27 protein-coding genes are annotated in these 23,768 nt (G+C 67.5%); all 27 read left to right on the forward strand.

Translation table 11 applies throughout. The features are described 5' to 3' along the window. Positions 1-117 precede the first annotated feature (117 nt). The 27 genes from ACSQ4M_RS12450 (at position 118) to tatC (ending at position 23,768) form a co-directional block, all read left to right on the forward strand. Complete coding sequence (locus ACSQ4M_RS12450; RefSeq protein WP_436189836.1) at positions 118-4,857, forward strand: glutamate synthase-related protein; 4,740 nt, start codon at positions 118-120, stop codon at positions 4,855-4,857. A gap of 29 nt (positions 4,858-4,886) precedes the next feature. After that, the gene (locus tag ACSQ4M_RS12455; RefSeq protein ID WP_436189837.1) at positions 4,887-6,353 is read left to right on the forward strand and encodes a glutamate synthase subunit beta; all 1,467 of its coding nucleotides are present in this window, start codon (positions 4,887-4,889) and stop codon (positions 6,351-6,353) included. A 91-nt stretch (positions 6,354-6,444) separates the two neighbouring features. Beyond that, complete coding sequence (locus ACSQ4M_RS12460; protein WP_436189838.1) at positions 6,445-7,290, forward strand: ABC transporter ATP-binding protein; 846 nt, start codon at positions 6,445-6,447, stop codon at positions 7,288-7,290. Beyond that, complete coding sequence (gene mlaE, locus ACSQ4M_RS12465) at positions 7,287-8,069, forward strand: lipid asymmetry maintenance ABC transporter permease subunit MlaE (protein ID WP_436189839.1); 783 nt, start codon at positions 7,287-7,289, stop codon at positions 8,067-8,069. The genes ACSQ4M_RS12460 and mlaE overlap by 4 nt, the downstream gene beginning before the upstream one ends. A gap of 30 nt (positions 8,070-8,099) precedes the next feature. Further along, positions 8,100-8,582, forward strand: coding sequence for an outer membrane lipid asymmetry maintenance protein MlaD (mlaD, locus tag ACSQ4M_RS12470; RefSeq protein WP_436189840.1), 483 nt, complete (start codon positions 8,100-8,102; stop codon positions 8,580-8,582). A 12-nt stretch (positions 8,583-8,594) separates the two neighbouring features. Further along, entirely contained in the window at positions 8,595-9,332 is a 738-nt protein-coding gene (locus ACSQ4M_RS12475; RefSeq protein WP_436189841.1) for an MlaA family lipoprotein, read from the forward strand. A 114-nt stretch (positions 9,333-9,446) separates the two neighbouring features. Then, positions 9,447-10,091, forward strand: a complete 645-nt coding sequence (locus ACSQ4M_RS12480) for an MlaC/ttg2D family ABC transporter substrate-binding protein (protein ID WP_436189842.1) — start codon at positions 9,447-9,449, stop codon at positions 10,089-10,091. Then, entirely contained in the window at positions 10,091-10,360 is a 270-nt protein-coding gene (locus tag ACSQ4M_RS12485) for an STAS domain-containing protein (protein WP_436189843.1), read from the forward strand. Before ACSQ4M_RS12480 ends, ACSQ4M_RS12485 begins: the two co-directional genes overlap by 1 nt. Positions 10,361-10,415: 55 nt before the next feature. Beyond that, positions 10,416-11,351 (forward strand): ABC transporter ATP-binding protein, encoded by a 936-nt coding sequence (locus tag ACSQ4M_RS12490; RefSeq protein ID WP_436189844.1) that lies wholly within the window; start codon positions 10,416-10,418, stop codon positions 11,349-11,351. Next, positions 11,351-12,106, forward strand: a complete 756-nt coding sequence (locus ACSQ4M_RS12495; protein WP_436189845.1) for an ABC transporter permease — start codon at positions 11,351-11,353, stop codon at positions 12,104-12,106. Before ACSQ4M_RS12490 ends, ACSQ4M_RS12495 begins: the two co-directional genes overlap by 1 nt. Positions 12,107-12,117: 11 nt before the next feature. Next, on the forward strand, positions 12,118-12,369 hold the full coding sequence (locus ACSQ4M_RS12500; protein ID WP_436189846.1) for a BolA family protein: 252 nt from the start codon (positions 12,118-12,120) through the stop codon (positions 12,367-12,369). 61 nt (positions 12,370-12,430) lie between these two features. Beyond that, positions 12,431-13,711: a UDP-N-acetylglucosamine 1-carboxyvinyltransferase gene (gene murA / locus ACSQ4M_RS12505; RefSeq protein ID WP_436189847.1), complete on the forward strand. Its 1,281-nt coding sequence runs from the start codon at positions 12,431-12,433 to the stop codon at positions 13,709-13,711. Further along, entirely contained in the window at positions 13,708-14,364 is a 657-nt protein-coding gene (gene hisG / locus ACSQ4M_RS12510; protein ID WP_436189848.1) for an ATP phosphoribosyltransferase, read from the forward strand. Before murA ends, hisG begins: the two co-directional genes overlap by 4 nt. Next, complete coding sequence (gene hisD / locus ACSQ4M_RS12515) at positions 14,361-15,680, forward strand: histidinol dehydrogenase (RefSeq protein ID WP_436189849.1); 1,320 nt, start codon at positions 14,361-14,363, stop codon at positions 15,678-15,680. Before hisG ends, hisD begins: the two co-directional genes overlap by 4 nt. Then, positions 15,677-16,765, forward strand: coding sequence for a histidinol-phosphate transaminase (hisC, locus tag ACSQ4M_RS12520; RefSeq protein ID WP_436189850.1), 1,089 nt, complete (start codon positions 15,677-15,679; stop codon positions 16,763-16,765). Before hisD ends, hisC begins: the two co-directional genes overlap by 4 nt. Next, positions 16,762-17,385 carry an imidazoleglycerol-phosphate dehydratase HisB gene (hisB, locus tag ACSQ4M_RS12525; protein WP_436189851.1) on the forward strand — a complete coding sequence of 208 codons (624 nt, stop codon included), beginning with the start codon at positions 16,762-16,764 and terminating at the stop codon, positions 17,383-17,385. The genes hisC and hisB overlap by 4 nt, the downstream gene beginning before the upstream one ends. Beyond that, positions 17,385-18,068, forward strand: coding sequence for an imidazole glycerol phosphate synthase subunit HisH (gene hisH, locus ACSQ4M_RS12530; protein WP_436189852.1), 684 nt, complete (start codon positions 17,385-17,387; stop codon positions 18,066-18,068). Before hisB ends, hisH begins: the two co-directional genes overlap by 1 nt. Positions 18,069-18,106: 38 nt before the next feature. Then, positions 18,107-18,850, forward strand: coding sequence for a 1-(5-phosphoribosyl)-5-[(5-phosphoribosylamino)methylideneamino]imidazole-4-carboxamide isomerase (hisA, locus tag ACSQ4M_RS12535; RefSeq protein WP_056672264.1), 744 nt, complete (start codon positions 18,107-18,109; stop codon positions 18,848-18,850). Then, positions 18,843-19,697, forward strand: a complete 855-nt coding sequence (locus ACSQ4M_RS12540) for a D-hexose-6-phosphate mutarotase (protein WP_436189853.1) — start codon at positions 18,843-18,845, stop codon at positions 19,695-19,697. Before hisA ends, ACSQ4M_RS12540 begins: the two co-directional genes overlap by 8 nt. Positions 19,698-19,726: 29 nt before the next feature. After that, positions 19,727-20,506, forward strand: a complete 780-nt coding sequence (gene hisF / locus ACSQ4M_RS12545) for an imidazole glycerol phosphate synthase subunit HisF (RefSeq protein WP_436189854.1) — start codon at positions 19,727-19,729, stop codon at positions 20,504-20,506. Between the two features lie 28 nt (positions 20,507-20,534). Then, a complete protein-coding gene (gene hisI, locus ACSQ4M_RS12550) occupies positions 20,535-20,936 on the forward strand; it encodes a phosphoribosyl-AMP cyclohydrolase (protein WP_056672838.1) in 402 nt (133 codons plus the stop codon). Positions 20,937-20,941: 5 nt separating this feature from the next. After that, the gene (locus tag ACSQ4M_RS12555; protein WP_436189855.1) at positions 20,942-21,334 is read left to right on the forward strand and encodes a phosphoribosyl-ATP diphosphatase; all 393 of its coding nucleotides are present in this window, start codon (positions 20,942-20,944) and stop codon (positions 21,332-21,334) included. After that, positions 21,327-21,725 (forward strand): DUF4870 family protein, encoded by a 399-nt coding sequence (locus ACSQ4M_RS12560; RefSeq protein WP_436189856.1) that lies wholly within the window; start codon positions 21,327-21,329, stop codon positions 21,723-21,725. Before ACSQ4M_RS12555 ends, ACSQ4M_RS12560 begins: the two co-directional genes overlap by 8 nt. Positions 21,726-21,735: 10 nt before the next feature. After that, positions 21,736-22,092: a histidine triad nucleotide-binding protein gene (locus tag ACSQ4M_RS12565; protein WP_436189857.1), complete on the forward strand. Its 357-nt coding sequence runs from the start codon at positions 21,736-21,738 to the stop codon at positions 22,090-22,092. A gap of 76 nt (positions 22,093-22,168) precedes the next feature. Next, positions 22,169-22,414 (forward strand): Sec-independent protein translocase subunit TatA, encoded by a 246-nt coding sequence (tatA, locus tag ACSQ4M_RS12570; protein ID WP_056672276.1) that lies wholly within the window; start codon positions 22,169-22,171, stop codon positions 22,412-22,414. 10 nt (positions 22,415-22,424) lie between these two features. Next, the gene (tatB, locus tag ACSQ4M_RS12575) at positions 22,425-22,910 is read left to right on the forward strand and encodes a Sec-independent protein translocase protein TatB (RefSeq protein ID WP_436189858.1); all 486 of its coding nucleotides are present in this window, start codon (positions 22,425-22,427) and stop codon (positions 22,908-22,910) included. A 57-nt stretch (positions 22,911-22,967) separates the two neighbouring features. Further along, entirely contained in the window at positions 22,968-23,768 is an 801-nt protein-coding gene (tatC, locus tag ACSQ4M_RS12580; protein ID WP_436189859.1) for a twin-arginine translocase subunit TatC, read from the forward strand.

A 23,768-nucleotide genomic window follows, 5' to 3' on the forward strand; every position in this document is an offset into this window, starting at 1 on the left:
GAAAAAACTCGGGATTTAAAAGGGATCTGACCCTATTTTTTCTGCTTGGCATCCTTGTTGCAACGCACTATGCTCCGCTTCCCCCGCGATTGAGTGAAAACCCGAAGGAGTGCGTCGATGACCACGGATGCAGAAATCCAACACCTGGCCCAGCACGGCCTGTATTCCGCCGCACACGAGCACGACGCCTGCGGCCTGGGCTTCGTGGCCCACATCAAGGGCGAGAAGCGGCACGACATCGTGACCCAGGCGCTCAAGATCCTGGAGAACATTGACCACCGCGGCGCAGTGGGCGCCGACAAGCTCATGGGCGACGGTGCCGGCATCCTGATCCAGATCCCCGACCTGCTGTACCGCGAAGAGATGGCCAAGCAGGGCGTGACGCTGCCACCGGCCGGCGAATACGGCGTGGGCGTGATCTTCCTGCCCAAGGAACACGCCTCGCGCATGGCCTGCGAGCAGGAGATCGAGCGCGCCATCAAGGCCGAAGGCCAGGTCCTGCTGGGCTGGCGCGACGTGCCGGTCAACAAGGACATGCCGATGTCCCCGGCCGTGCGCAAGACCGAGCCCATCCTGCGCCAGGTCTTCATCGGCCGCGGCGCCGACGTGATCGTGCAGGACGCGCTGGAGCGCAAGCTGTACGTGATCCGCAAGACGGCCAGCGCCAACATCCAGAACCTGGAACTGAAGCACTCCAAGGAGTACTACGTCCCCTCCATGTCCAGCCGCACCGTGGTCTACAAGGGCCTGCTGCTGGCCGACCAGGTGGGCGTGTACTACGTCGACCTGGCCGACGAGCGCTGCGTCTCGGCCATCGGCCTGGTGCACCAGCGCTTCTCCACCAACACCTTCCCCAAGTGGCCGCTGGCCCACCCGTACCGCTATGTCGCCCACAACGGCGAAATCAACACGGTGCGTGGCAACTACAACTGGATGCTGGCGCGCGAGGGCGTGATGTCGTCCCCGGTGCTGGCGGCCGACCTGGCCAAGCTGTACCCGATCAGCTTCGCCGGCCAGTCCGACACGGCCACCTTCGACAACTGCCTGGAACTCATGACCATGGCGGGCTACCCGATCGCCCAGGCCGTGATGATGATGATTCCCGAGCCCTGGGAGCAGCACGAGAAGATGGACGAACGCCGCCGCGCGTTCTACGAGTACCACGCCGCCATGATGGAGCCCTGGGATGGCCCGGCCTCCATCGTGTTCACCGATGGCCGCCAGATCGGCGCCACGCTGGACCGCAACGGCCTGCGCCCCTCGCGCTACATCATGACCGACGACGACATGGTCATCATGGCGTCCGAGTCCGGCGTGCTGCCGATTCCCGAGCACAAGATCATCAAGAAGTGGCGCCTGCAGCCCGGCAAGATGTTCCTGATCGACCTGGAACAGGGCCGCATGATCGAGGACGAGGAGCTCAAGTCGCTCGTCGTCAACACCAAGCCCTACAAGCAGTGGATCGAGAACCTGCGCATCAAGCTGGACGACCTGTCGGAAACCTCCGGCGCGCCGTCTGACAGCGCTGTCTCGCTGCTGGACCGCCAGCAGGCCTTCGGCTACACGCAGGAAGACATCAAGTTCCTGATGAGCCCGATGGCGCAGGCCGGTGAAGAGGGCATCGGCTCCATGGGCAACGACAGCCCGCTGGCCGTGCTGTCCTCCAAGAACAAGCTGCTCTACAACTACTTCCGCCAGATGTTCGCGCAGGTCACGAACCCGCCGATCGACCCGATCCGCGAGGCCATCGTGATGTCGCTGAACAGCTTCATCGGCCCCAAGCCCAACCTGCTGGACATCAACCAGGTCAACCCGCCGATGCGGCTCGAAGTGAGCCAGCCCATCCTGGACTTCGCCGACATGGCCAAGCTGCGCGACATCGAGCGCATCACCCAGGGCAAGTTCCGCTCGGCCACGCTGGACATCACCTACCCGGCCGACTGGGGCCGCGAGGGCGTGGAAGCCAAGCTGGCCTCGCTGTGTGCCGAGGCTGTCGACGCGATCAAGGGCGGCGCCAACATCCTGATCGTGTCCGACCGCGCCGTGAGCGCGACCCAGGTCGCGATTCCCGCCCTGCTGGCCTCCAGCGCGATCCACCAGCACCTGGTGCGCGAGGGCCTGCGCACCACGGCCGGCCTGGTCGTGGAAACGGGCAGCGCGCGTGAAGTGCACCACTTCGGCGTGCTGGCCGGCTACGGTGCCGAAGCCATCCACCCCTACCTGGCCATGGAGACGCTGGCGGCCATGCATGCCGACCTGCCCGGCGCGCTGTCGGCCGAGAAGGCCGTCTACAACTACGTCAAGGCGATCGGCAAGGGCCTGTCCAAGATCATGTCCAAGATGGGCGTGTCGACCTACATGTCGTACTGCGGCGCGCAGCTGTTCGAGGTCATCGGCCTGAACAACAGCACGGTCGACAAGTACTTCAGCGGCACCGCCAGCCGCGTGGAAGGCATCGGCGTGTTCGAGATCGCCGAAGAAGCGCTGCGCATGCACGCGGCTGCCTTCGGCGACGACCCGGTGCTGGCCGGCATGCTGGACGCCGGCGGCGAGTACGCCTGGCGCACGCGTGGCGAAGAGCACATGTGGTCGCCCGACGCGATCGCCAAGCTGCAGCACAGCACGCGCGCCAACAACTGGAACACGTACAAGGAATACGCGCAGATCATCAACGACCAGAGCCGCCGCCACATGACGCTGCGCGGCCTGTTCGAGTTCAAGATCGATCCGTCCAAGGCCATCCCGGTGGACGAGGTGGAAGCCGCGTCCGAGATCGTGAAGCGCTTCGCCACGGGTGCGATGTCGCTGGGCTCGATCTCCACCGAGGCGCACGCCACGCTGGCCGTGGCCATGAACCGCATCGGCGGCAAGAGCAACACGGGCGAGGGCGGGGAAGACCCCGCGCGCTACCGCAACGAGCTCAAGGGCATCCCGATCAAGCAGGGCGACACCCTCAAGAGCATCATCGGCGACAAGGAGGTCGAGGTCGACCTGCCTTTGAAGGACGGCGACTCGCTGCGCTCGCGCATCAAGCAGGTGGCCTCGGGCCGCTTCGGCGTGACGGCGGAGTACCTGTCGTCCTCCGACCAGATCCAGATCAAGATGGCCCAGGGCGCCAAGCCTGGCGAGGGCGGCCAGCTGCCCGGCGGCAAGGTCACCGAGTACATCGGCAAGCAGCGCTACGCCGTGCCGGGCGTGGGCCTGATCTCGCCCCCGCCGCACCACGACATCTACTCGATCGAGGACCTGGCGCAGCTGATCCACGACCTGAAGAACGTGGCGCCGCACGCCTCCATCAGCACCAAGCTGGTGTCCGAAGTGGGCGTGGGCACGATCGCCGCGGGCGTCACCAAGTGCAAGAGCGACCACCTCGTGATCGCCGGCCACGACGGCGGCACGGGCGCCTCGCCCTGGTCGTCCATCAAGCATGCCGGCGGCCCCTGGGAAATCGGCTTGGCCGAGACCCAGCAGACCCTGGTGCTGAACCGCCTGCGCGGCCGCGTGCGCGTGCAGGCCGACGGCCAGATGAAGACCGGCCGCGACGTCGCCATCGGCGCGCTGCTGGGCGCCGACGAGTTCGGCTTCGCCACTGCGCCGCTGGTGGTCGAGGGCTGCATCATGATGCGCAAGTGCCACCTGAACACCTGCCCCGTGGGCGTGGCCACGCAGGACCCGGTGCTGCGCAAGAAGTTCTCGGGCAAGCCCGAGCACGTGGTGAACTACTTCTTCTTCGTCGCCGAGGAAGTGCGCCAGATCATGGCGCAGCTGGGCATCCGCAAGTTCGACGACCTGATCGGCCGCGCCGACCTGCTGGACATCAAGAAGGGCATCGCCCACTGGAAGGCCAGGGGCCTGGACTTCTCGCGCCTGTTCGCGCTGCCCGAGGTGCCGGCCGATGTGCCGCGCTTCCATGTCGAGAACCAGGAGCATGGCCTGGAGCACAACCTGGACACGCGTCTGATCGAGAAGGCCAAGGACGCCATCGAGAAGGGCGAGAAGGTGCGCTTCATCGAGGTGGCCCGCAACGTGAACCGTACCGTGGGCGCCAAGCTCTCGGGCGCCGTCACCCGCGTGCACCCCGAAGGCCTGCCGGACGACACCATCCACATCCAGTTCGAGGGCACGGGCGGGCAATCGTTCGGCGCCTTCCTCGCCAAGGGCATCACGCTGTACCTGATCGGCGAGGCCAACGACTACACGGGCAAGGGCCTGTCGGGCGGCCGCGTGGTCGTGCGCCCCAGCCTGGACTTCCGTGGCGAGGCCGTGCGCAACATCATCGTGGGCAACACCGTGATGTACGGCGCGACCACGGGCGAGGCCTACTTCTGCGGCGTGGCCGGCGAGCGCTTCGCCGTGCGGCTGTCGGGTGCCACGGCCGTCGTGGAAGGCACGGGCGACCACGGCTGTGAGTACATGACGGGCGGCACCGTCGCCGTGCTGGGCAAGACCGGCCGCAACTTCGCCGCCGGCATGAGCGGCGGCGTGGCCTATGTGTTCGACGAGGACGGCCAGTTCGCCAGCCGCTGCAACCCGGCCATGGTCACGCTGGAGAAGGTGCTGACCACGGCCGAGCAGACCGCCACCGTCAAGCGCGGCCACTGGCACGCCGGCCAGACGGACGAGGCCATCCTGCGCAAGCTGCTGGAAGACCACCACCGCTGGACCGGCAGCAAGCGCGCGCGCGACCTGCTGGACGACTGGGCCAACACGCGCGGCAAGTTCGTGAAGGTGTTCCCGAACGAATACAAGCGCGCCCTGGGCGAGATCCACGACCGCAAGGTCGAGCTGGCCAGCAGCGGCAACAACGCGCACGTGGGGCTGGAGCCGCACGCAGTCCGTCAGCCCGCCAAGGTCTGAACGCAGCCAGAACAACGAGGAAGAACACGATGGGAAAGATCACCGGCTTCATGGAGCACGAGCGCATCGAGGAGGGCTACAAGCCCGTCGAGGAGCGCTTGAAGCACTACAAGGAATTCGTGGTGGCGCTCACGCCCGAGCAGGCCAAGGTCCAGGGCGCGCGCTGCATGGACTGCGGCACGCCGTTCTGCAACAACGGCTGCCCGGTCAACAACGTCATTCCGGACTTCAACGACCTGGTCTACCGCAACGACTGGCAGAACGCGTTCGCGGTGCTGGACTCCACCAACAACTTCCCCGAGTTCACGGGCCGCATCTGCCCGGCGCCCTGCGAGGCCGCCTGCGTGCTGAACGTGAACGACGACGCCATCGGCATCAAGTCGATCGAGCACGCCATCATCGACAAGGCCTGGGAAGAGGGCTGGGTCACGCCGCGCCCGGCCAAGCACAAGACCGGCAAGAAGGTCGCCGTGGTCGGTTCCGGCCCGGCCGGCCTGGCCGCCGCCCAGCAGCTGGCGCGTGCCGGCCATGACGTGACCTTGTTCGAGAAGAACGACCGCGTCGGCGGCCTGCTGCGCTACGGCATCCCCGACTTCAAGATGGAGAAGTCGCACATCGACCGCCGCGTCGAGCAGTTGCAGGCCGAGGGCGTGACGATCAAGACCAGCACGGTCGTGGGCACCTGGCCCAAGGACTCCAAGGTCACGAACTGGGCCAAGCACAGCGTCACGCCCGAGCAGCTGCAGAAGGACTTCGACGCCATCGTGCTGACCGGCGGCTCCGAGCAGTCGCGCGACCTGCCCGTGCCGGGCCGCGACCTGGACGGCATCCATTTCGCGATGGAGTTCCTGCCGCAGCAGAACAAGATCAACGCGGGCGACAAGCTCAAGGGCCAGCTGCGCGCCGATGGCAAGAACGTCATCGTGATCGGCGGCGGCGACACCGGCAGCGACTGCGTGGGCACCAGCAACCGCCATGGCGCCACCAGCGTGACGCAGTTCGAGGTGATGCCGCAGCCGCCCGAGGTCGAGAACCGTCCGCTGACCTGGCCCTACTGGCCGATCAAGCTGCGCACCAGCTCCAGCCACGAGGAGGGCTGCGAGCGCGAGTTCGCGATCTCCACCAAGGAGTTCATCGGCGAGAAGGGCAAGGTCACGGGCCTCAAGACCGTGCGTGTGGAGTTCAAGGACGGCAAGCTGGTGGAGATCCCGGGCACCGAGGTGGTCATGAAGGCCGACCTCGTGCTGCTGGCCATGGGCTTCGTGAACCCGGTGGCCTCGGTGCTGGAATCCTTCGGCGTCGACAAGGACGCCCGCGGCAACGCCAAGGCGACGACCGAGTTCGATGGCGGCTATGCCACCAACGTGCCCAAGGTCTTCGCGGCCGGCGACATGCGCCGCGGCCAGTCCCTGGTGGTCTGGGCGATCCGCGAGGGCCGCCAGGCCGCACGCGCGGTCGATGAGTTCCTGATGGGCTTCTCGGACCTGCCGCGCTGATGCGCCTTAGGGGAATAGCCGCGTATACGATCGCCCGCGCGGCATCCCTTATCATCGTCCAAGGCCGGAGCTCTCCGGCCTTCTTGTTTTGATGGACGCTATCCCCGCCCCTGCCGCACCCCTGGTTGAACTCAAGGACCTCTCGTTTTCATACGGAGAGCGTCCGATCCTGGATGGCGTTTCGCTGACCATTCCGCGCGGCAAGGTCACAGCGCTGATGGGTGCCTCGGGCGGTGGCAAGACCACCGTGCTGCGCCTGATCGGCGGGCAGATCCGCGGGCAGAAGGGCCAGACGCTGTTCGATGGCCAGGATGTGGCGGCGCTGGACCCCACCGGCCTGTACGCGATCCGCCGCCGCATGGGCATGCTGTTCCAATTCGGCGCGCTGTTCACCGACCTCGATGTGTTCGAGAACGTGGCCTTCCCGCTGCGCGAGCACACCGACCTGTCCGACGCTCTGGTGCGCGACATCGTGCTCATGAAGCTCAATGCCGTGGGCCTGCGTGGCGCGCGCGATCTGATGCCCAGCGAAGTCTCGGGCGGCATGGCGCGCCGCGTGGCGCTGGCGCGCGCCATCGTGCTCGACCCCGAGCTCGTGATGTACGACGAACCCTTCGCCGGCCTGGATCCGATCTCGCTGGGCACGGCGGCCAAGCTGATCCGCCAGCTCAACGACGCCATGGGCCTGACCAGCATCGTCGTCTCGCACGACCTGGACGAGACCTTCGCGATCGCCGACCAGGTCATCGTGCTGGCCAACGGCCGGATCGCTGCGCAGGGCACGCCGGCCGAAGTGCGCGCCAGCACCGATCCGCTGGTGCACCAGTTCGTCAACGCCGAGGCCGAAGGCCCCGTGCAGTTCCATTACCCCGGCCCGAACATCGACCAGGACTTCGGTCCCACGCATGGGCCTTCCGTGGCGGTGCGCAAGAAATGAGCTGGTACAAGCCCGCCGACATCGGCTTCGCCGCGCGCACCGCCCTGGCCGACCTCGGCGAGGCCGCGCGCCTGTTCGTGCGCCTGCTGGGCCTGGGTGGTGCCAGCCTGCGCCGCTTCGGCCTGGTGCGCGACCAGATCCACTTCCTGGGCAACTACTCGCTGGCCATCATCATGGTCTCGGGCCTGTTCGTGGGCTTCGTGCTGAGCCTGCAGGGTTACTACACCTTGCAGCGCTACGGTTCTTCCGAGGCGCTGGGCCTGCTGGTGGCGCTGAGCCTGGTGCGCGAACTGGGGCCGGTGATCACGGCGCTGCTGTTCGCAGGCCGCGCTGGCACCTCGCTGACGGCCGGCATCGGCCTCATGAAGGCCGGCGAGCAGCTCACCGCCATGGAGATGATGGCCGTGGACCCGGTCAGCCGCGTCCTGGCGCCGCGCTTCTGGGGCGGCGTCATCGCCATGCCCCTGCTGGCCGCGCTGTTCTCGGCCGTCGGCATCATCGGCGGCTGGCTGGTCGGCGTGGTCATGATCGGCGTGGATGCGGGCGCCTTCTGGAGCCAGATGCAGGGCGGCGTGGACTGGCTGGCCGACGTCGGCAACGGCGTGCTCAAGAGCATCGTGTTCGGTTTCACGGTCACCTTCGTCGCGCTGCTGCAGGGCTGGCGCGCCCAGCCCACGCCCGAGGGCGTGTCGCGTGCCACCACGCGCACCGTCGTCGTGTCCTCGCTGGCCGTGCTGGCGCTGGACTTCGTGCTGACGGCCGTGATGTTCAATATTTAAGGGCCCGCGAGCCGGGTAAGAGGGAAGGCGATGCAACGTTCCAAGACGGATGTGTGGGTGGGGTTGTTCGTGCTGCTGGGCGCGGCTGCCATCCTGTTTCTCGCGCTGCGCGCGGCCAACCTGACCAGTCTGAACTTGTCGTCCACCTACCAGATCGCCGCCAAGTTCGACAACATCGGTGGCTTGAAGCCCAAGGCGGCGGTCAAGAGCGCGGGCGTGGTCGTGGGCCGCGTGGAAACCATCGAATTTGATGACAAGAGTTTCCAGGCGCGTGTGACGCTGGCGATGCAGAGTCGCTACACTTTTCCCAAGGACAGTTCGCTCAAGATCCTGACCAGCGGCCTGCTCGGCGAGCAGTACATCGGCATCGAGGCCGGTGCCGACGACAAGAACCTCTCCGCAGGCGATACCGTGACCACCACGCAATCGGCTGTGGTGCTGGAGAATCTGATCGGCCAGTTCCTCTACAACAAGGCAGCAGACACGCCCGCGGCGCCTGCGCCAAAAAAATAAGGGTACCCCGCCATGAAGTTCTCTTTCGTCCGAACCCGTGCTGCCATTGCCGGCGTGCTGGTGCTGGCCTTGCTTGGCGGCTGCGCCACCGGCCCGAACGCCGACCCGCGCGATCCGCTGGAGCCGTTCAACCGCGGCGTCTACAGCTTCAACGAAGGCGTGGACCGGGCCGTGCTCAAGCCCGTGGCCCAGGTCTACAACGACACGCTGCCCAGCCCGGTGCGCACCGGCGTGCGCAACTTCTTCAACAACCTGGCCGACGCCTGGACCGCCGTGAACGCGCTGCTGCAACTGCGCGGCCAGGCGGCGGTCGAGAGCCTGTTCCGCTTCCAGGTCAACACCGTGTTCGGCCTGGGCGGCCTGATCGACATCGCCAGCGACGCCGACATCCCGCGCCACCGCGAGGACTTCGGCAAGACCCTGGGCCGTTGGGGCGTGCCGACCGGTCCCTATCTGGTGCTGCCGCTGCTGGGCCCGTCGACCATCCGCGACACCGCTGCGCTGCCGGTGGATACCTGGGGCAACCCGGTCTCGCACCTGGACGACCATGGCGCGCGCTATGGCCTGTACGGCCTGCGCATCATCGACACGCGCGCGCAACTGCTGCGCACCAGCACCGTCCTGGACGAGGCGGCGCTCGACAAGTACAGCTTCACGCGCGACATCTACCTGCAACTGCGTGGTGCCACGGACTACGACGGCAATGCCGATGATCCGGATGCGCAGCCGGCGGCGGCGCCGGCAAAGTAGGCGGCTGCACATTCTGTTGCACCCTGCCTGGCCTCCGCGGAACCAGAACGCGGCCGGCGGCTTCCAAAATCCCATGCATACACAGGGGCCGCGTGCCCCGTCGGAGAGAGCGAAATGATGAACCGCAGACAACTGGCCCGCTGGGCCGGCGTGGCCAGTCTGGTGCTGGCCCAGGGCATATCCAGCCTGGCCCTTGCCGCCGACGAGGCCCCGGACGCCCTGATCACCCGCCTGTCGACCGACGTGCTGGCTGCCATCAAGGCCGACAAGTCGATCCAGGCTGGCGATGTCAGCAAGATCGTCACGCTGGTCGACACCAAGATCATGCCCAACGTGAACTTCCAGCGCATGACGGCTTCGGCGGTCGGCCCGGCCTGGCGCCAGGCCACCGATGCGCAGAAGCAGAAGCTGCAGGACGAGTTCAAGGTGCTGCTGGTGCGCACCTACTCCGGCGCGCTGGCCCAGGTCAGCGACCAGGAGATCTCCGTGCGCCCGCTGCGTGCCGCGGCCGAGGACAAGGAGGTCGTGGTGCGCTCCGAAGTGCGCGGCCGCGGCGATCCGGTGCAGCTGGACTACCGGCTCGAGAAGACGCCAGGCGAGGGTGCCGGCTGGAAGATCTACAACCTCAACGTGATGGGCATCTGGCTCGTGGAGACCTACCGCAGCCAGTTCTCGCAGGAGATCAACGCCAAGGGCCTCGATGGCCTGATCGCGGCGCTGGCCCAGCGCAACAAGTCCAACGAGAAGAAGAGCGGCTGATGCTGGTGTTGCCGGCCGCGCTGACGCATGCCGAGGCCTCGGCCTCGTTGCACATGCTGTTGCAGGGCTTGGCCTCGCAGACCGGGCCGGTGCTGGTGGATGCCAGCGCGCTGCGGCGTTTCGACTCGTCGGCGTTGGCCGTGCTGCTGCAGTGCCGGCGCGAGAGCATGAGCCAGGGCCGTGGCTTCACGGTGCGCGGACTGCCGGAGCGGCTGCGTTCGCTGGCCAGGCTGTACGGTGTGGACCTGCTGCTGCCGGCTGCCGTCTGAGCCTTTCCCGCCGCCTGCAGCAAAAGCCGGCGGCCTTTAGAATGCCGGGTTGCCCATGCCCGCCATCTCCTTTCAGTCCGTCAGCAAAACCTACTCGGGTTCCAAAGGCGGCAGCTCCCCCTTCCGTGCACTCGACGATGTCAGCTTCGACATCGCGGAGGGCGAATTCTTCGGTCTGTTGGGCCCCAACGGCGCTGGCAAGACCTCGCTGATCAGCATCCTCGCCGGCCTCTCGCGCGCCAGCAGCGGCCGCGTGGCCGTGCACGGGCACGACGTGCAGGGCGATTTCGCGCAGGCCCGGCGCAAGCTCGGCGTGGTGCCGCAGGAGCTGGTGTTCGACCCCTTCTTCAACGTGCGCGAGGCGCTGCGCATCCAGTCCGGGTACTTCGGCGTGCGCAACAACGAGGCCTGGATCGACGAGCTGCTGGAAAGCCTGGGGCTGTCCGACAAGGCGAACTCCAACATGCGCCAGCTGTCCGGCGGCATGAAGCGGCGCGTGCTGGTGGCCCAGGCCCTGGTGCACCGCCCGCCCGTGATCGTGCTGGACGAGCCAACGGCTGGTGTCGACGTGGAACTGCGCCAGACGCTGTGGCAGTTCATCGCCAAGCTCAACAGGCAGGGACACACCGTGCTGCTGACCACGCACTACCTGGAGGAAGCCGAAGCCCTGTGCACGCGTATCGGCATGCTCAAGCAGGGCCGCATGGTGGCCCTGGCCGAGACCAGCGAGCTGCTCAAGTCCGCCTCCAGCAACGTGCTGCGCTTCAAGGTGGATCGTGAGCTTCCGCCCGCATTGGCGCGCACCGCGCGCGTGACCGGCCGCATCGTGCAACTGCCGGCCCAGGGCGCGCTCGAGATCGAGCAGTACCTGGCGGCCGTGCGCCAGGCCGGCCTCACGGTGGAAGACGTGGAAATCCGCAAGGCCGACCTGGAGGACGTGTTCCTGCAGGTCATGGCCGCCGAACGCAACCCCGACGCATTGGTGGCCTGATGACCGGCTGGCAAACCCTGTTCTACAAGGAAGTGCTGCGCTTCTGGAAGGTCGGCTTCCAGACCGTGGCCGCGCCCGTGCTGACGGCCGTGCTGTATCTCTTGATCTTCGGCCACGTGCTGGAAGACAAGGTCAAGATCTACGACACCATCGGCTACACGGCGTTCCTGGTGCCCGGCCTCGTGATGATGAGCGTGCTGCAGAACGCGTTCGCCAACAGCTCGTCCTCGCTGATCCAGAGCAAGATCATGGGCAGCCTGGTGTTCGTGCTGCTCACGCCGCTGTCGCACTGGAGCTGGTTCGTGGCCTACGTGGGTTCGTCCGTGGTGCGCGGGGTGCTGGTGGGCTTCGGCGTGTTCCTGGTCACGGTGGGCTTCACGGGCGTGCACATGGTGGCGCCGCTGTGGATCGTCGTGTTCGCCGTGCTGGGTGCGGCGCTGCTGGGCACGTTGGGCGTGATCGCCGGGCTGTGGGCCGAGAAGTTCGACCAGATGGCCGCGTTCCAGAACTTCCTGATCATGCCCATGACCTTCCTGTCGGGCGTGTTCTATTCCATCCACTCGCTGCCGAGCTTCTGGCAGACCGTGAGCCATCTGAACCCGTTCTTCTACATGATCGACGGCTTTCGCTACGGCTTCTTCGGCATCAGCGACATCTCGCCGTGGACCAGCCTGGCCATCGTGGGCACGGCGCTGGTGGTGGTGAGTGCCATCGCCGTGCACCTGCTGCGCATCGGCTACAAGATCCGCAACTGAAATTTCTGCCCATGACCGCCGACCAACTCCGCTCCCTGATCGCTGCCGGCCTGGCCTGCGAGCATCTGCATGTGCAGGGCGACGGCCGGCATTGGTACGCGACCATCGTTTCCACGGGCTTCGCGGGCAAGCGCCCGATCCAGCGGCACCAGATGGTCTACGCGACGCTGGGTGAGAAAATACGCAACGACGAAGTGCATGCGCTGTCGATGAAGACCCTGACGCCCGACGAGTGGGTGGCCCAGGGCCAGCCCCAGCACTGAGCGCTTCCCTTCGCCCGCAGCGGCCCCTGCTGTGCGGGCCTGATTTCCTGAACGGCTTCTGATGGACAAACTCTTGATTCGCGGCGGCCGCCGCCTGAGCGGCGAGGTGCGCATATCCGGCGCCAAGAACGCGGCCCTGCCCGAGCTGTGTGCAGCCCTGCTGACCGACGAGAAGGTCGAACTGTCCAACGTCCCGCACCTGCAGGACGTGGCCACCATGCTCAAGCTGATCCGCAACATGGGCGTGGCGGTCGAGCAGCACGACGACGGCCGCGTGGCGATCAACGCGCGTGCGCTGTCCAAGCCCGAGGCGCCGTACGAGCTGGTCAAGACCATGCGTGCCTCGGTGCTGGCGCTGGGCCCGCTGCTGGCGCGCTTCGGCCATGCCACGGTGTCGCTGCCCGGCGGCTGCGCGATCGGCTCGCGGCCCGTGGACCAGCACATCAAGGGGCTGCAGGCCATGGGCGCGCAGATCGTGGTCGAGCACGGCTACATGCTCGCCAGGCTGCCCGAGGGCCGCACGCGCCTGCGCGGTGCCCACATCACGACCGACATGGTCACCGTGACCGGCACCGAGAACTTCCTGATGGCCGCTGCGCTGGCCGAGGGCGAGACCATCCTGGAGAACGCCGCCCAGGAGCCCGAGATCCCCGACCTCGCGGAGATGCTGATCGCCATGGGCGCTCGCATCCACGGCCACGGCACGCGCCGCATCGTCATCGAGGGCGTGGAGCGCCTGCACGGCTGCACGCACGCCGTGGTGGCCGACCGCATCGAGGCCGGCACCTTCCTGTGTGCGGTGGCCGCCACGGGCGGCGACGTGCTGCTGCAAGGGGCGCGCGCCGACCACATGGATGCCGTGATCGAGAAGCTGCGCGACGCGGGCGCCCGCGTGCAGGCCGTCGAAGGCGGCGTGCGCGTGCAGGCCGATGCGCCGGCCTACGAATTCCTGCGCGCCCAGAACTTCCGCACCACCGAATACCCGGGCTTCCCGACCGACATGCAGGCCCAGTTCATGGCGCTCAACTGCATCTCGCAGGGCGCGAGCAAGGTCACCGAGACCATCTTCGAGAACCGCTTCATGCACGTGAACGAGCTGGTGCGCCTGGGCGCGCGCATCCAGATCGACGGCAAGGTCGCGCTGATCGAGGGCGCGCCGCGCCTGTCGGGGGCCACCGTCATGGCGACCGACCTGCGCGCCTCGGCCAGCCTGGTCATCGCCGGCCTGGTGGCCGACGGCGAGACGCTGGTCGACCGCGTCTACCACCTGGACCGCGGCTACGACCGCATGGAAACCAAGCTGCGTGGCATCGGCGCAGACATCGAACGGGTGAAGGCATGATCACGCTGGCTCTGTCCAAGGGACGCATCTTCGACGAGACGCTGCCGCTGCTGCGCAGCGCCGGCATCGAGGTGCTGGAAGACCCCGAAACCTCGCGCAAGCTGATCCTGGCGACCAACCAGCCGGACCTGCGCGTGGTGCTGGTGCGCGCCACCGACGTGCCGACCTATGTGGAATACGGCGGCGCCGACCTCGGCATCACGGGCCGCGACACGCTGATCGAGCACGGCGGCCATGGCCTGTACCAGCCGCTGGACCTGGACATCGCGCGCTGCCGCATCAGCGTGGCCGTGCGCAAGGACTTCGACTACGCCACGGCCGTGCGCCAGGGCTCGCGCCTGCGCGTGGCCACCAAGTACGTGGGCATCGCGCGCGACTTCTTCGCCACCAAGGGCGTGCACGTGGACCTGATCAAGCTCTACGGCAGCATGGAACTCGCGCCGCTGACGGGGTTGGCCGACGCCATCGTCGACCTGGTCTCCACCGGCAACACGCTGCGCGCCAACGGCCTGGTCGAGGTCGAGCGCATCATGGACATCAGCTCGCGCCTGGTCGTGAACCAGGCTGCGCTCAAGCGCAAGCAGGTGGCGCTGCGCCAGGTCATCGACGGCTTTGCCGCGGCGCTGCGCCAGCCGGCCGGGAGCGCCGCATGACGCTGTCGGCCCGCCCGTTGCGCCTGGCGACCACGCAGGCCGATTTCGAGGCCCAGTTCAAGGCGCGCCTGCACTGGTCGGCCGACACCGATGCCGCGATCGAGCAGCGCGTGGCCGAGATCCTGGCCGACGTGCAGCAACGCGGCGATGCCGCAGTGCTCGAGTACACGCGCCGCTTCGACGGCCTGGATGCGCCCGACCTGCAGGCGCTGACGCTGCAGCCGGCCGAACTCAAGGCCGCCTTCGATGGCCTGCCCGACGCCCAGCGCAAGGCCTTGCAGGCCGCCGCGCAGCGTGTCCGCGCCTACCACGAGGCCCAGAAGAAGGCCTGTGGCGAAAGCTGGAGCTACCGCGACGCCGACGGCACGCTGCTGGGCCAGAAGGTCACGCCACTGGACCGCGTGGGCATCTACGTGCCGGGCGGCAAGGCCGCCTATCCGTCCAGCGTGCTCATGAACGCGATTCCCGCCCAGGTGGCCGGCGTCGGCGAGATCATCATGGTCGTGCCCACGCCGCGCGGCGAGAAGAACATGCTGGTGCTGGCCGCCGCCTACGTTGCTGGCGTGACGCGCGCCTTCACGGTCGGCGGCGCCCAGGCGGTGGCCGCGCTGGCCTACGGCACGGCCACGGTGCCGGCCGTGGACAAGATCACCGGCCCCGGCAACGCCTACGTGGCCGCCGCCAAGCGCCGCGTGTTCGGCACCGTGGGCATCGACATGATCGCCGGCCCCAGCGAGATCCTGGTGCTGGCCGACGGCAGCACGCCGGCCGACTGGGTGGCGATGGACCTGTTCAGCCAGGCGGAGCACGACGAACTCGCGCAGAGCATCCTGCTGTGCCCCGACGCCGCCTACATCGACGCCGTGCAGGAGGCCATAGACCGCCTGCTGCCCGCCATGCCGCGCGCCCAGATCATCGCCGCCAGCCTGAATGGCCGTGGCGCGCTGATCCACACGCGCGACATGCAGGAGGCCTGCGCCATCAGCAACCGCATCGCGCCAGAGCACCTGGAGGTCAGCAGCGCCCAGCCGCACCGCTGGGAGCCGCTGCTCAAGCACGCCGGTGCCATCTTCCTGGGCGCCTACACGAGCGAGAGCCTGGGCGACTACTGCGCCGGCCCCAACCACGTGCTGCCGACCTCGGGCACGGCGCGCTTCTCCAGCCCGCTGGGTGTCTACGACTTCCAGAAGCGCAGCAGCCTGATCGAGGTCAGCGCGGCTGGTGCCCAGGTGCTGGGGCCCATCGCTTCCGTGCTGGCCCGTGGCGAGGGCCTGCAGGCCCATGCCCGTGCGGCCGAACTGCGCCTGAATCCATGACCGCATCACTCGCCCCCCGTCTCGCCAAGCTCATCCGCCAGGACGTGCAATCCATGCACGCCTACGCCGTGCAGGACGCCAGCGGCCTGCTCAAGATGGACGCGATGGAGAACCCGTACCGGCTGCCCGCCGCGCTGCAGGCGCAGCTGGGCCACCGCCTGGGCGCCGTGGAACTCAACCGCTACCCCGGCAGCCGGCTCGACGACCTGCGCGAGGCGCTGGCACGCCATGCGCAGATGCCCGAAGGCTTCGGCCTCATGCTCGGCAACGGCTCGGACGAGCTGATCTCGCTGTTGGCGATGGCCTGCGACCGGCCCGGCGCGACCATCCTCGCGCCCGTGCCCGGCTTCGTGATGTACGCCATGAGCGCGCAGCTGCAGGGCCTGAACTTCGTCGGCGTGCCGCTCACGGCCGACTTCGAACTCGACGAGGCTGCCATGCTGGCCGCCATCGCCGAGCACCGACCCGCCATCGTCTACCTGGCCTACCCGAACAACCCCACGGCCAACCTGTGGGACGACGCGGCGATCGAGCGCATCGTGGCCGCCGCGCCGGGCCTGGTGGTCATGGACGAGGCCTACCAGCCCTTCGCCAGCCGCAGCTACATCGACCGCGTGGCGCGCCACGGCCATGTGCTGCTGATGCGCACGCTGAGCAAGTTCGGCCTCGCCGGCGTGCGCCTGGGCTACATGATGGGCCCGGCCGCGCTGATCGCCGAGATCGACAAGGTGCGCCCGCCCTACAACATCAGCGTGCTCAACGCCGAATGCGCACTGTTCGCGCTGGAACACGCCGAGGTGTTCGACGCCCAGGCCGCCGATCTGCGCAAGCAGCGCGATGCCTTGCTGCCCGCGTTGCGCGCGCTGGGCCTTCAGGTCTGGAAGAGCGACGCCAACATGGTGCTCGTGCGCGTGCCGGGCGGGGATGGTTCTGCGCAGGCCGTGTTCGAGGGCATGAAGGCCCGCGGCGTGCTCGTGAAGAACGTTTCTAAAATGCATCCTTTGCTGGCCAACTGCCTGCGCCTGACGGTCGGCAGCGCCGACGACAACGCCCAGATGCTGCGGGCCCTGCAGCAATCCCTATGAGCAGCCTAGTTCCCACACCCACCGCGCCACTCGCGCGCATCGCCGAGGTCAGCCGCAACACCGCCGAGACCAAGATCACGGTACGCGTGAACCTGGACGGCACCGGCCAGGCCAAACTGGCCACCGGCATCGGCTTCTTCGACCACATGCTGGACCAGATCGCGCGCCACGGCCTGCTCGACCTGGACATCGCGGTGGAAGGCGACCTGCACATCGACGGCCACCACACCGTGGAAGACGTGGGCATCACGCTGGGCCAGGCCGTGGCCAAGGCCATCGGCGACAAGAAGGGCATCCGGCGCTACGGCCATGCCTACGTGCCGCTGGACGAAGCGCTGAGCCGCGTGGTGATCGACTTCTCGGGCCGTCCAGGCCTGGTGCTCAACGTCCCGTTCACGAGCGGCATGATCGGTGCGTTCGACACCCAGCTCACGCACGAGTTCTTCCAGGGCTTCGTCAACCATGCCTTCGTGACGCTGCACATCGACAACCTGCGCGGGGTGAATGCGCACCACCAGTGCGAGACCGTGTTCAAGGCCTTCGCACGCGCACTGCGCGGCGCGCTGGAGTTCGACCCGCGCGCGCTGGGCACCATTCCCTCCACCAAGGGTTCGCTGTAATGGCCGGCAACACCGTGGCCGTGGTCGACTACGGCATGGGCAACCTGCGCTCGGTGTCGCAAGCCGTGCAGGCTGCCGCAGCCGGTGAAGGCGTGGACGTGATCGTGACCAGCGATCCGGCACAAGTCCGCGCCGCCACACGCGTGGTGCTGCCGGGCCAGGGTGCCATGCCCGACTGCATGCGCGAGCTGCGCGACTCCGGCCTGCTGGAATCGGTGCTCGAAGCCGCGGCCAGCAAGCCCCTGTTCGGCGTCTGCGTGGGCATGCAGATGCTGCTGGACCGCAGTGCCGAAACCCGTTCCGGCGACGCCGGCGGCACCACGCCCGGCCTGGGCCTGATCGCGGGCGAGGTGCTGCGCTTCGAGCTTCAGGGCCGCACCCAGCCCGATGGCAGCCGCTACAAGGTGCCGCAGATGGGCTGGAACCGCGTCGCACAGCAGCAGCCCGGCGGGCACCGCCACCCGGTCTGGGGCGAGGTGCCGGACCAGAGCTGGTTCTACTTCGTGCACAGTTTTTACGCGCGTCCGTCGGATCAGCGCCACAGTGCAGGCTTGACGGAGTACGGGGAAACCTTTACCTGCGCCATCGCCCGCGATAATATTTTTGCGACCCAGTTCCACCCGGAGAAGAGTGCAGCGCATGGTCTGGCGCTGTACCGCAACTTCCTCCACTGGAATCCCTGACCCCTTCCTTCCCACCGCTCCAGGCTGCACTCAGCACCATGCTCCTCATTCCTGCAATCGATCTGAAAGACGGTCAATGCGTGCGCCTCAAGCAAGGCGACATGGAACAGTCCACCACCTTCAGCGACGATCCGGCCGAAATGGCGCGCAAGTGGGTCGACCAGGGCGCGCGCCGCCTGCATCTGGTCGACCTGAACGGCGCTTTTGCCGGCAAACCCAAGAACGAGATGGCCATCCGGCGCATCCTGAAGGAAGTGGGCAGCGTGGTCGATGTGCAACTGGGCGGCGGCATCCGCGACCTGGACACCATCGAGCGCTACCTGGATGCGGGCCTGCGCTACGTGATCATCGGCACCGCCGCGGTCAAGAACCCCGGCTTCCTGCACGACGCATGCACGGCCTTTGGCGGCCACATCATCGTGGGCCTGGATGCCAAGGACGGCAAGGTCGCCACCGACGGATGGAGCAAGCTCACGGGCCACGAGGTCGTCGACCTGGCCAAGCGCTTCGAGGACTACGGTGTCGAGTCCTTCATCTACACCGACATCGGCCGCGACGGCATGCTCACGGGCATCAACATCGACGCCACCGTCAAGCTGGCCCAGGCCCTGACCACCCCGGTGATCGCCTCCGGCGGCCTGTCCAACATCGGCGACATCGAGAAGCTCTGTGAGGTCGAGAGCGAAGGCGTCGAAGGCGTGATCTGCGGCCGCGCCATCTACACCGGCGACCTGGACTTCGCCAGCGCGCAGGAGCGCGCCGACAACTACAACAATGGTTGAGCTGGCGGCCGCGGCCGAATCCTTCCGCGGCCAGCCCTGCCTGCGCCTGACCTGGGGCCCCGACGACAGCCTGCTCGTGGCCCTGCATGGCGCCCACGTGCTGTCGTGGACCGGTGCCGGGCGTGAACGCCTGTACCTGAGCCCTGCGGCGGTGTTCGACGGCCAGGCCGCCATCCGCGGTGGCGTGCCGGTTTGCCTGCCGCAGTTCAATGCGCGCGGCCCGCTGGCCAAGCACGGCTTTGCGCGCAACCTGCCCTGGCATTGCGGCGGAGCGCGCGTGGATGCGGCGTCGGGCGATGTCTTGCTGACGCTGGTCCTCGACAGCGATGCGGCCACGCGCGCCTCGTGGCAGGCGGACTTCCGCTTCGCGCTGACGCTGCGGCTTGGCGCTGGCCGGCTGGAAATGCTGCTGGAACTGGAGAACACCGGCGCCGCGGCCTGGACCTTCACGGGCGCACTGCACACCTACCTGCAGGTGCAGGACATCGCCGGCGTGCGGCTGCAGGGCCTGGACGGCCAGCCTTGCTGGGACGCCCTGGCCGACACCCGCGCCACGCACGTCGGCGAGCTGCGCTTCGACGGCGAGTTCGACCGCGTGTTCCGTGCCGCTCCCGCGCCACTGCGCCTGCTCGATGGCGACACCCGGCTGGAGATCGCCCAGAGCGCGAGCTTCGAAGACACCGTGGTCTGGAACCCCGGCGCGGCCAAGTCCGCCACCATGGCCGACATGGCGCCCGGCAGCTACGCGCAGATGCTGTGCGTGGAGGCCGCCCAGGTCGAGCGCGCGCTGAGCCTTCGGCCTGGCGCGCAGTGGACGGGCTGGCAGCGCCTGACCGTCGTCGCCTGATTCCTCCCTTTTTTCCGAGCAGAACGCCCATGCTGGCCAAACGCATCATTCCCTGCCTGGACGTCACGGGCGGCCGTGTCGTCAAGGGCGTCAATTTCGTCGAACTGCGCGATGCGGGCGACCCCGTGGAGATCGCGGCGCGCTACAACGAGCAGGGCGCCGACGAACTCACCTTCCTCGACATCACCGCCACCAGCGATGGCCGCGACCTGATCCTGCCCATCATCGAGGCGGTGGCCTCGCAGGTCTTCATCCCGCTGACCGTGGGCGGCGGGGTGCGCACGGTCGCCGACGTCCGCCGGCTGCTCAATGCCGGCGCGGACAAGACCAGCTTCAATTCGGCCGCCATCGCCGATCCGGAAGTGATCAACCAAGCCTCGGACAAGTACGGCGCGCAGTGCATCGTGGTGGCCATCGACGCCAAGCGCCGCAGCCCGGAAGATGCCGCGCAGCGCGGCGCCGGCTGGGATGTGTACAGCCATGGCGGGCGCAAGAACACCGGCCTGGACGCCGTGCAGTGGGCCGCCGAGATGGCGCGGCGCGGCGCGGGCGAGATCCTGTTGACCAGCATGGACCGCGACGGCACCAAGTCCGGCTTCGACCTGGCGCTCACGCGCGCCGTCAGCGATGCCGTGAATGTTCCGGTGATCGCCTCGGGCGGCGTCGGCAACCTGGACCACCTGGCCGACGGCGTGCAGTCGGGCGGTGCCGACGCCGTGCTGGCCGCCAGCATCTTCCACTACGGCGAGTTCACCGTGGGCCAGGCCAAAGCCCACATGGCCGCGCGTGGCATTCCCGTGCGGCTTTGATGTCATCGTGATCGCCGAGAATCCCGCGATGGACTGGTTGGACGACGTGAAGTGGGATGCGCAGGGCCTGGTGCCCGCGATCGCCCAGGAAGCCGCGAGCGGCGATGTGCTGATGTTCGCGTGGATGAACCGCGAGGCGCTGCAGAAGACCTTCGAGCTGCAGCGCGCCGTGTACTTCAGCCGTTCGCGCGGCAAGCTCTGGTTCAAGGGCGAGGAGTCCGGCCATGTGCAGACCGTGCACGAGATCCGGCTCGACTGCGACGCCGACGTGGTGCTGCTCAAGGTCACGCAACTGGGCCACGAGCCCGGCATCGCCTGCCACACGGGCCGGCACAGTTGCTTCTTCAGCAAGCTCGAGGCCGAGGGCGGCGGTGCGCGCTGGCAGGCCGTCGATCCGGTCTTGAAAGACCCCGAGTCCATCTACAAGTAGGCCGCATGAGCACTTTGTCCCAGGATGCATTGGGCCGCCTCGCGGCCGTGATCGAGAGCCGCAAGCCCGCGGCCGGCGGTGACCCCGAGGCCAGCTACGTGGCCCGGCTGCTGTACAAGGGGCCGGACGCCTTCCTCAAGAAGATCGGCGAGGAGGCGACCGAGGTCGTCATGGCCGCCAAGGACATCGACGCCGGACGCGGCGACGCCGCGCACCTCAAGGGCAAGTTCGTCGCCGAGGTGGCGGACCTGTGGTTCCACTCGCTGGTGGCGCTGGCGCACTACGGTGCCGGGCCCGAGGATGTGATCGCCGAGTTGCTGCGCCGCGAAGGCACCAGCGGCATCGAGGAAAAGGCCTTGCGCAAGGCCGTTGCACGCGAAGGAGACGGCCGTGGCTGATGACATCGTCGACGTTCAGGTCAAGGACAGCGAACAGGCCCAGCAACTCAAGACCGTGGGCTGGATCAGCTACCTGCTGCACCTCGTGGTGGCGGTGGCGGCCGTGGTGCCCTCGGCCCAGCCCAGCATCGGCCTGCTGCTGATCGCGCTCGTGATCGACCTCGTCAAGAAGTCAGATGCCGAAGGCACCTGGCAGGCCAGCCACTTCTCCTGGCGCATCCGCTCGGTGCTGTGGGCCGGCGTGCTGTACCTGGTCACGCTGCCGCTGTTCTTCCTGTTGTACCTGCCCGGCGCCATCGCCTGGCTGGTGATTTCCATCTGGTTCCTGTACCGCATCGTGCGGGGCATGGTGGACATGAACGCCAGCCGCCCGGTCGGCCTGTCCCGTTGAGCGAGCCCGCATGCACGATCCCGATTGCCTGTTCTGCAAGATCGCCCAAGGGCAGATCCCGTCCCGCAAGGTCCACGAGGACGACGAGTTCTTCGCCTTCCACGACATCCGCCCGGCCGCGCCCATCCACTTCCTGATCGTCCCCAAGCACCACGTGGCCTCCATGGCCCAGGTGACGGACGAGCACGCGCCCATGCTGGGCCGCATGCTCACGCTGGCGCCGCGGCTGGCGCTGCAGGAAGGCTGCAACCCCTATCCCGATGGTGGCTTCCGGCTGGTGGTGAACACCGGCTCCGAAGGCGGCCAGGAGGTGCATCACCTGCATCTGCATGTCCTGGGCGGCCCGCGCCCCTGGGCGCGCGGCTGATCCGTCTTATTCGCCCTGCGCGGGAATGGTTCATCCCGCGCACTAAAATTCAACGCAATTCGTTAGGAGTACTTCCATGGGTTCTTTTTCCATCTGGCACTGGCTGATCGTGCTGCTGATTGTGGTCATGGTGTTCGGCACCAAGAAGCTCAAGAATATGGGCAGCGACCTGGGTGGCGCCGTCAAGGGTTTCAAGGACGGCATGAAGGACGGCAGCGCGCCGGAAGACAAGGCCGCGACCGGCCCGAACGCGCAGGTGGGCACCACGGCGGCCAACGCCGAGAAGTCCACCATCGACGTCGAAGCCAAGACCAAGTCCTGATCGTCCGCCCGTGATCGATCTCGGCATCTCGAAGATGGCGCTGATCGGCGCGGTGGCGTTGATCGTCATCGGGCCGGAGAAGCTGCCGCGCGTGGCCCGCACGGTGGGGGCCTTGCTCGGCAAGGCGCAGCGTTACGTGGCCGACGTCAAGGCCGAGGTCAACCGCTCCATGGAGCTGGACGAACTCAAGAAGATGAAGGACACGGTGGAAGGTGCCGCACGCGACGTGCAGACCTCCATGCAGACCACCGCCAGCGAGTTCGAGAAGGACTGGGCTGCCACCACGGCCGGCCTGGACGGCAGCACGACGGCCTCTTCCGACAGCACGACGGGCGAGGGGTTCGTGCAGTACCCCGAGTACAAGCACCCCAAGAAGCACTGGCGTGTGAAGCAGGGCGCCATGCCGCAGTGGTACAAGGCGCGCACCGGCGTGCGGACCAAGGCCTTGTCCGGCGCAGCGCGGGTGGCCCGCTACCGGCCCCAGAAACTCAATTGACCACGGTTCGCACCGTGTCCGGCCGGCGCAGCAGCCCGCCGCCCATCCGCTTGCACCATGCCTGATCCGAACAAGAAGGAAGACGAACTCGCCGGTACGGAGCAGCCGTTCGTAGAGCACCTGATGGAGCTGCGCGACCGGCTGATCAAGGCCGTGGTCGCGATCGGCATCGTGGCGGCGGTGCTGGCGGTCTATCCGGGACCGGGCGCGCTGTACGACCTGCTGGCCGCGCCGCTGGTGTCGGCCCTGCCGGCGGGGGCCACGCTGATCGCCACGTCGGTGATCTCACCGTTTCTGGTGCCGCTCAAGATCCTGCTGATGGCGGCCTTCATGATCGCGCTGCCGGTCGTGCTCTACCAGGTCTGGGCCTTCGTGGCACCGGGTCTGTACTCGCACGAGAAGAAGCTGGTGATGCCGCTGGTGATCTCCAGCACCATCCTGTTCCTCGTCGGCGTGGCGTTCTGCTACTACTTCGTGTTCGGCCAGGTGTTCAAGTTCATCCAGAGCTTTGCGCCCAAGAGCATCACGGCGGCGCCTGACATCGAGGCCTACCTGGGCTTTGCGCTGAGCATGTTCCTGGCGTTCGGCCTGGCCTTCGAGGTGCCGATCGCGGTGGTGGTGCTGGCGCGCGTGGGCATCGTCACGGTGGACAAGCTCAAGAGCTTCCGCGGCTACTTCATCGTGGTGGCCTTCGTCGTGGCCGCCATCGTGACGCCGCCGGACGTGGTGTCGCAGCTGGCGCTGGCCATCCCCATGTGCATCCTGTACGAGGTCGGGATCTGGGCGGCCCAGCTGTTCATCAAGCACACCAAGGCCCCGGAAGAAACCGAAGCCGAGGCCAGCGGCAACGGCTCGTAG

This window comes from Pseudorhodoferax sp. LjRoot39, assembly GCF_964253035.1.
GTDB lineage: Bacteria > Pseudomonadota > Gammaproteobacteria > Burkholderiales > Burkholderiaceae_C > Pseudorhodoferax.

Excerpts from the sequence above, each read along its gene's own strand:
- ACSQ4M_RS12490 (WP_436189844.1), top strand. The coding sequence starts at position 10,416 with ATGCCCGCCATCTCCTTTCAGTCCGTCAGCAAAACCTACTCGGGTTCC.
- tatC (WP_436189859.1), top strand. The coding sequence starts at position 22,968 with ATGCCTGATCCGAACAAGAAGGAAGACGAACTCGCCGGTACGGAGCAG.
- ACSQ4M_RS12485 (WP_436189843.1), top strand. The coding sequence starts at position 10,091 with ATGCTGGTGTTGCCGGCCGCGCTGACGCATGCCGAGGCCTCGGCCTCG.
- hisF (WP_436189854.1), top strand. The coding sequence starts at position 19,727 with ATGCTGGCCAAACGCATCATTCCCTGCCTGGACGTCACGGGCGGCCGT.
- ACSQ4M_RS12540 (WP_436189853.1), top strand. The coding sequence starts at position 18,843 with ATGGTTGAGCTGGCGGCCGCGGCCGAATCCTTCCGCGGCCAGCCCTGC.
- ACSQ4M_RS12460 (WP_436189838.1), top strand. The coding sequence starts at position 6,445 with ATGGACGCTATCCCCGCCCCTGCCGCACCCCTGGTTGAACTCAAGGAC.
- ACSQ4M_RS12480 (WP_436189842.1), top strand. The coding sequence starts at position 9,447 with ATGATGAACCGCAGACAACTGGCCCGCTGGGCCGGCGTGGCCAGTCTG.
- hisB (WP_436189851.1), top strand. The coding sequence starts at position 16,762 with ATGAGCAGCCTAGTTCCCACACCCACCGCGCCACTCGCGCGCATCGCC.
- murA (WP_436189847.1), top strand. The coding sequence starts at position 12,431 with ATGGACAAACTCTTGATTCGCGGCGGCCGCCGCCTGAGCGGCGAGGTG.
- ACSQ4M_RS12565 (WP_436189857.1), top strand. The coding sequence starts at position 21,736 with ATGCACGATCCCGATTGCCTGTTCTGCAAGATCGCCCAAGGGCAGATC.
- ACSQ4M_RS12450 (WP_436189836.1), top strand. The coding sequence starts at position 118 with ATGACCACGGATGCAGAAATCCAACACCTGGCCCAGCACGGCCTGTAT.
- hisA (WP_056672264.1), top strand. The coding sequence starts at position 18,107 with ATGCTCCTCATTCCTGCAATCGATCTGAAAGACGGTCAATGCGTGCGC.
- tatA (WP_056672276.1), top strand. The coding sequence starts at position 22,169 with ATGGGTTCTTTTTCCATCTGGCACTGGCTGATCGTGCTGCTGATTGTG.
- ACSQ4M_RS12555 (WP_436189855.1), top strand. The coding sequence starts at position 20,942 with ATGAGCACTTTGTCCCAGGATGCATTGGGCCGCCTCGCGGCCGTGATC.
- mlaE (WP_436189839.1), top strand. The coding sequence starts at position 7,287 with ATGAGCTGGTACAAGCCCGCCGACATCGGCTTCGCCGCGCGCACCGCC.
- ACSQ4M_RS12495 (WP_436189845.1), top strand. The coding sequence starts at position 11,351 with ATGACCGGCTGGCAAACCCTGTTCTACAAGGAAGTGCTGCGCTTCTGG.
- hisG (WP_436189848.1), top strand. The coding sequence starts at position 13,708 with ATGATCACGCTGGCTCTGTCCAAGGGACGCATCTTCGACGAGACGCTG.
- hisH (WP_436189852.1), top strand. The coding sequence starts at position 17,385 with ATGGCCGGCAACACCGTGGCCGTGGTCGACTACGGCATGGGCAACCTG.
- hisC (WP_436189850.1), top strand. The coding sequence starts at position 15,677 with ATGACCGCATCACTCGCCCCCCGTCTCGCCAAGCTCATCCGCCAGGAC.
- ACSQ4M_RS12500 (WP_436189846.1), top strand. The coding sequence starts at position 12,118 with ATGACCGCCGACCAACTCCGCTCCCTGATCGCTGCCGGCCTGGCCTGC.
- ACSQ4M_RS12455 (WP_436189837.1), top strand. The coding sequence starts at position 4,887 with ATGGGAAAGATCACCGGCTTCATGGAGCACGAGCGCATCGAGGAGGGC.
- mlaD (WP_436189840.1), top strand. The coding sequence starts at position 8,100 with ATGCAACGTTCCAAGACGGATGTGTGGGTGGGGTTGTTCGTGCTGCTG.
- hisD (WP_436189849.1), top strand. The coding sequence starts at position 14,361 with ATGACGCTGTCGGCCCGCCCGTTGCGCCTGGCGACCACGCAGGCCGAT.
- hisI (WP_056672838.1), top strand. The coding sequence starts at position 20,535 with ATGGACTGGTTGGACGACGTGAAGTGGGATGCGCAGGGCCTGGTGCCC.
- ACSQ4M_RS12475 (WP_436189841.1), top strand. The coding sequence starts at position 8,595 with ATGAAGTTCTCTTTCGTCCGAACCCGTGCTGCCATTGCCGGCGTGCTG.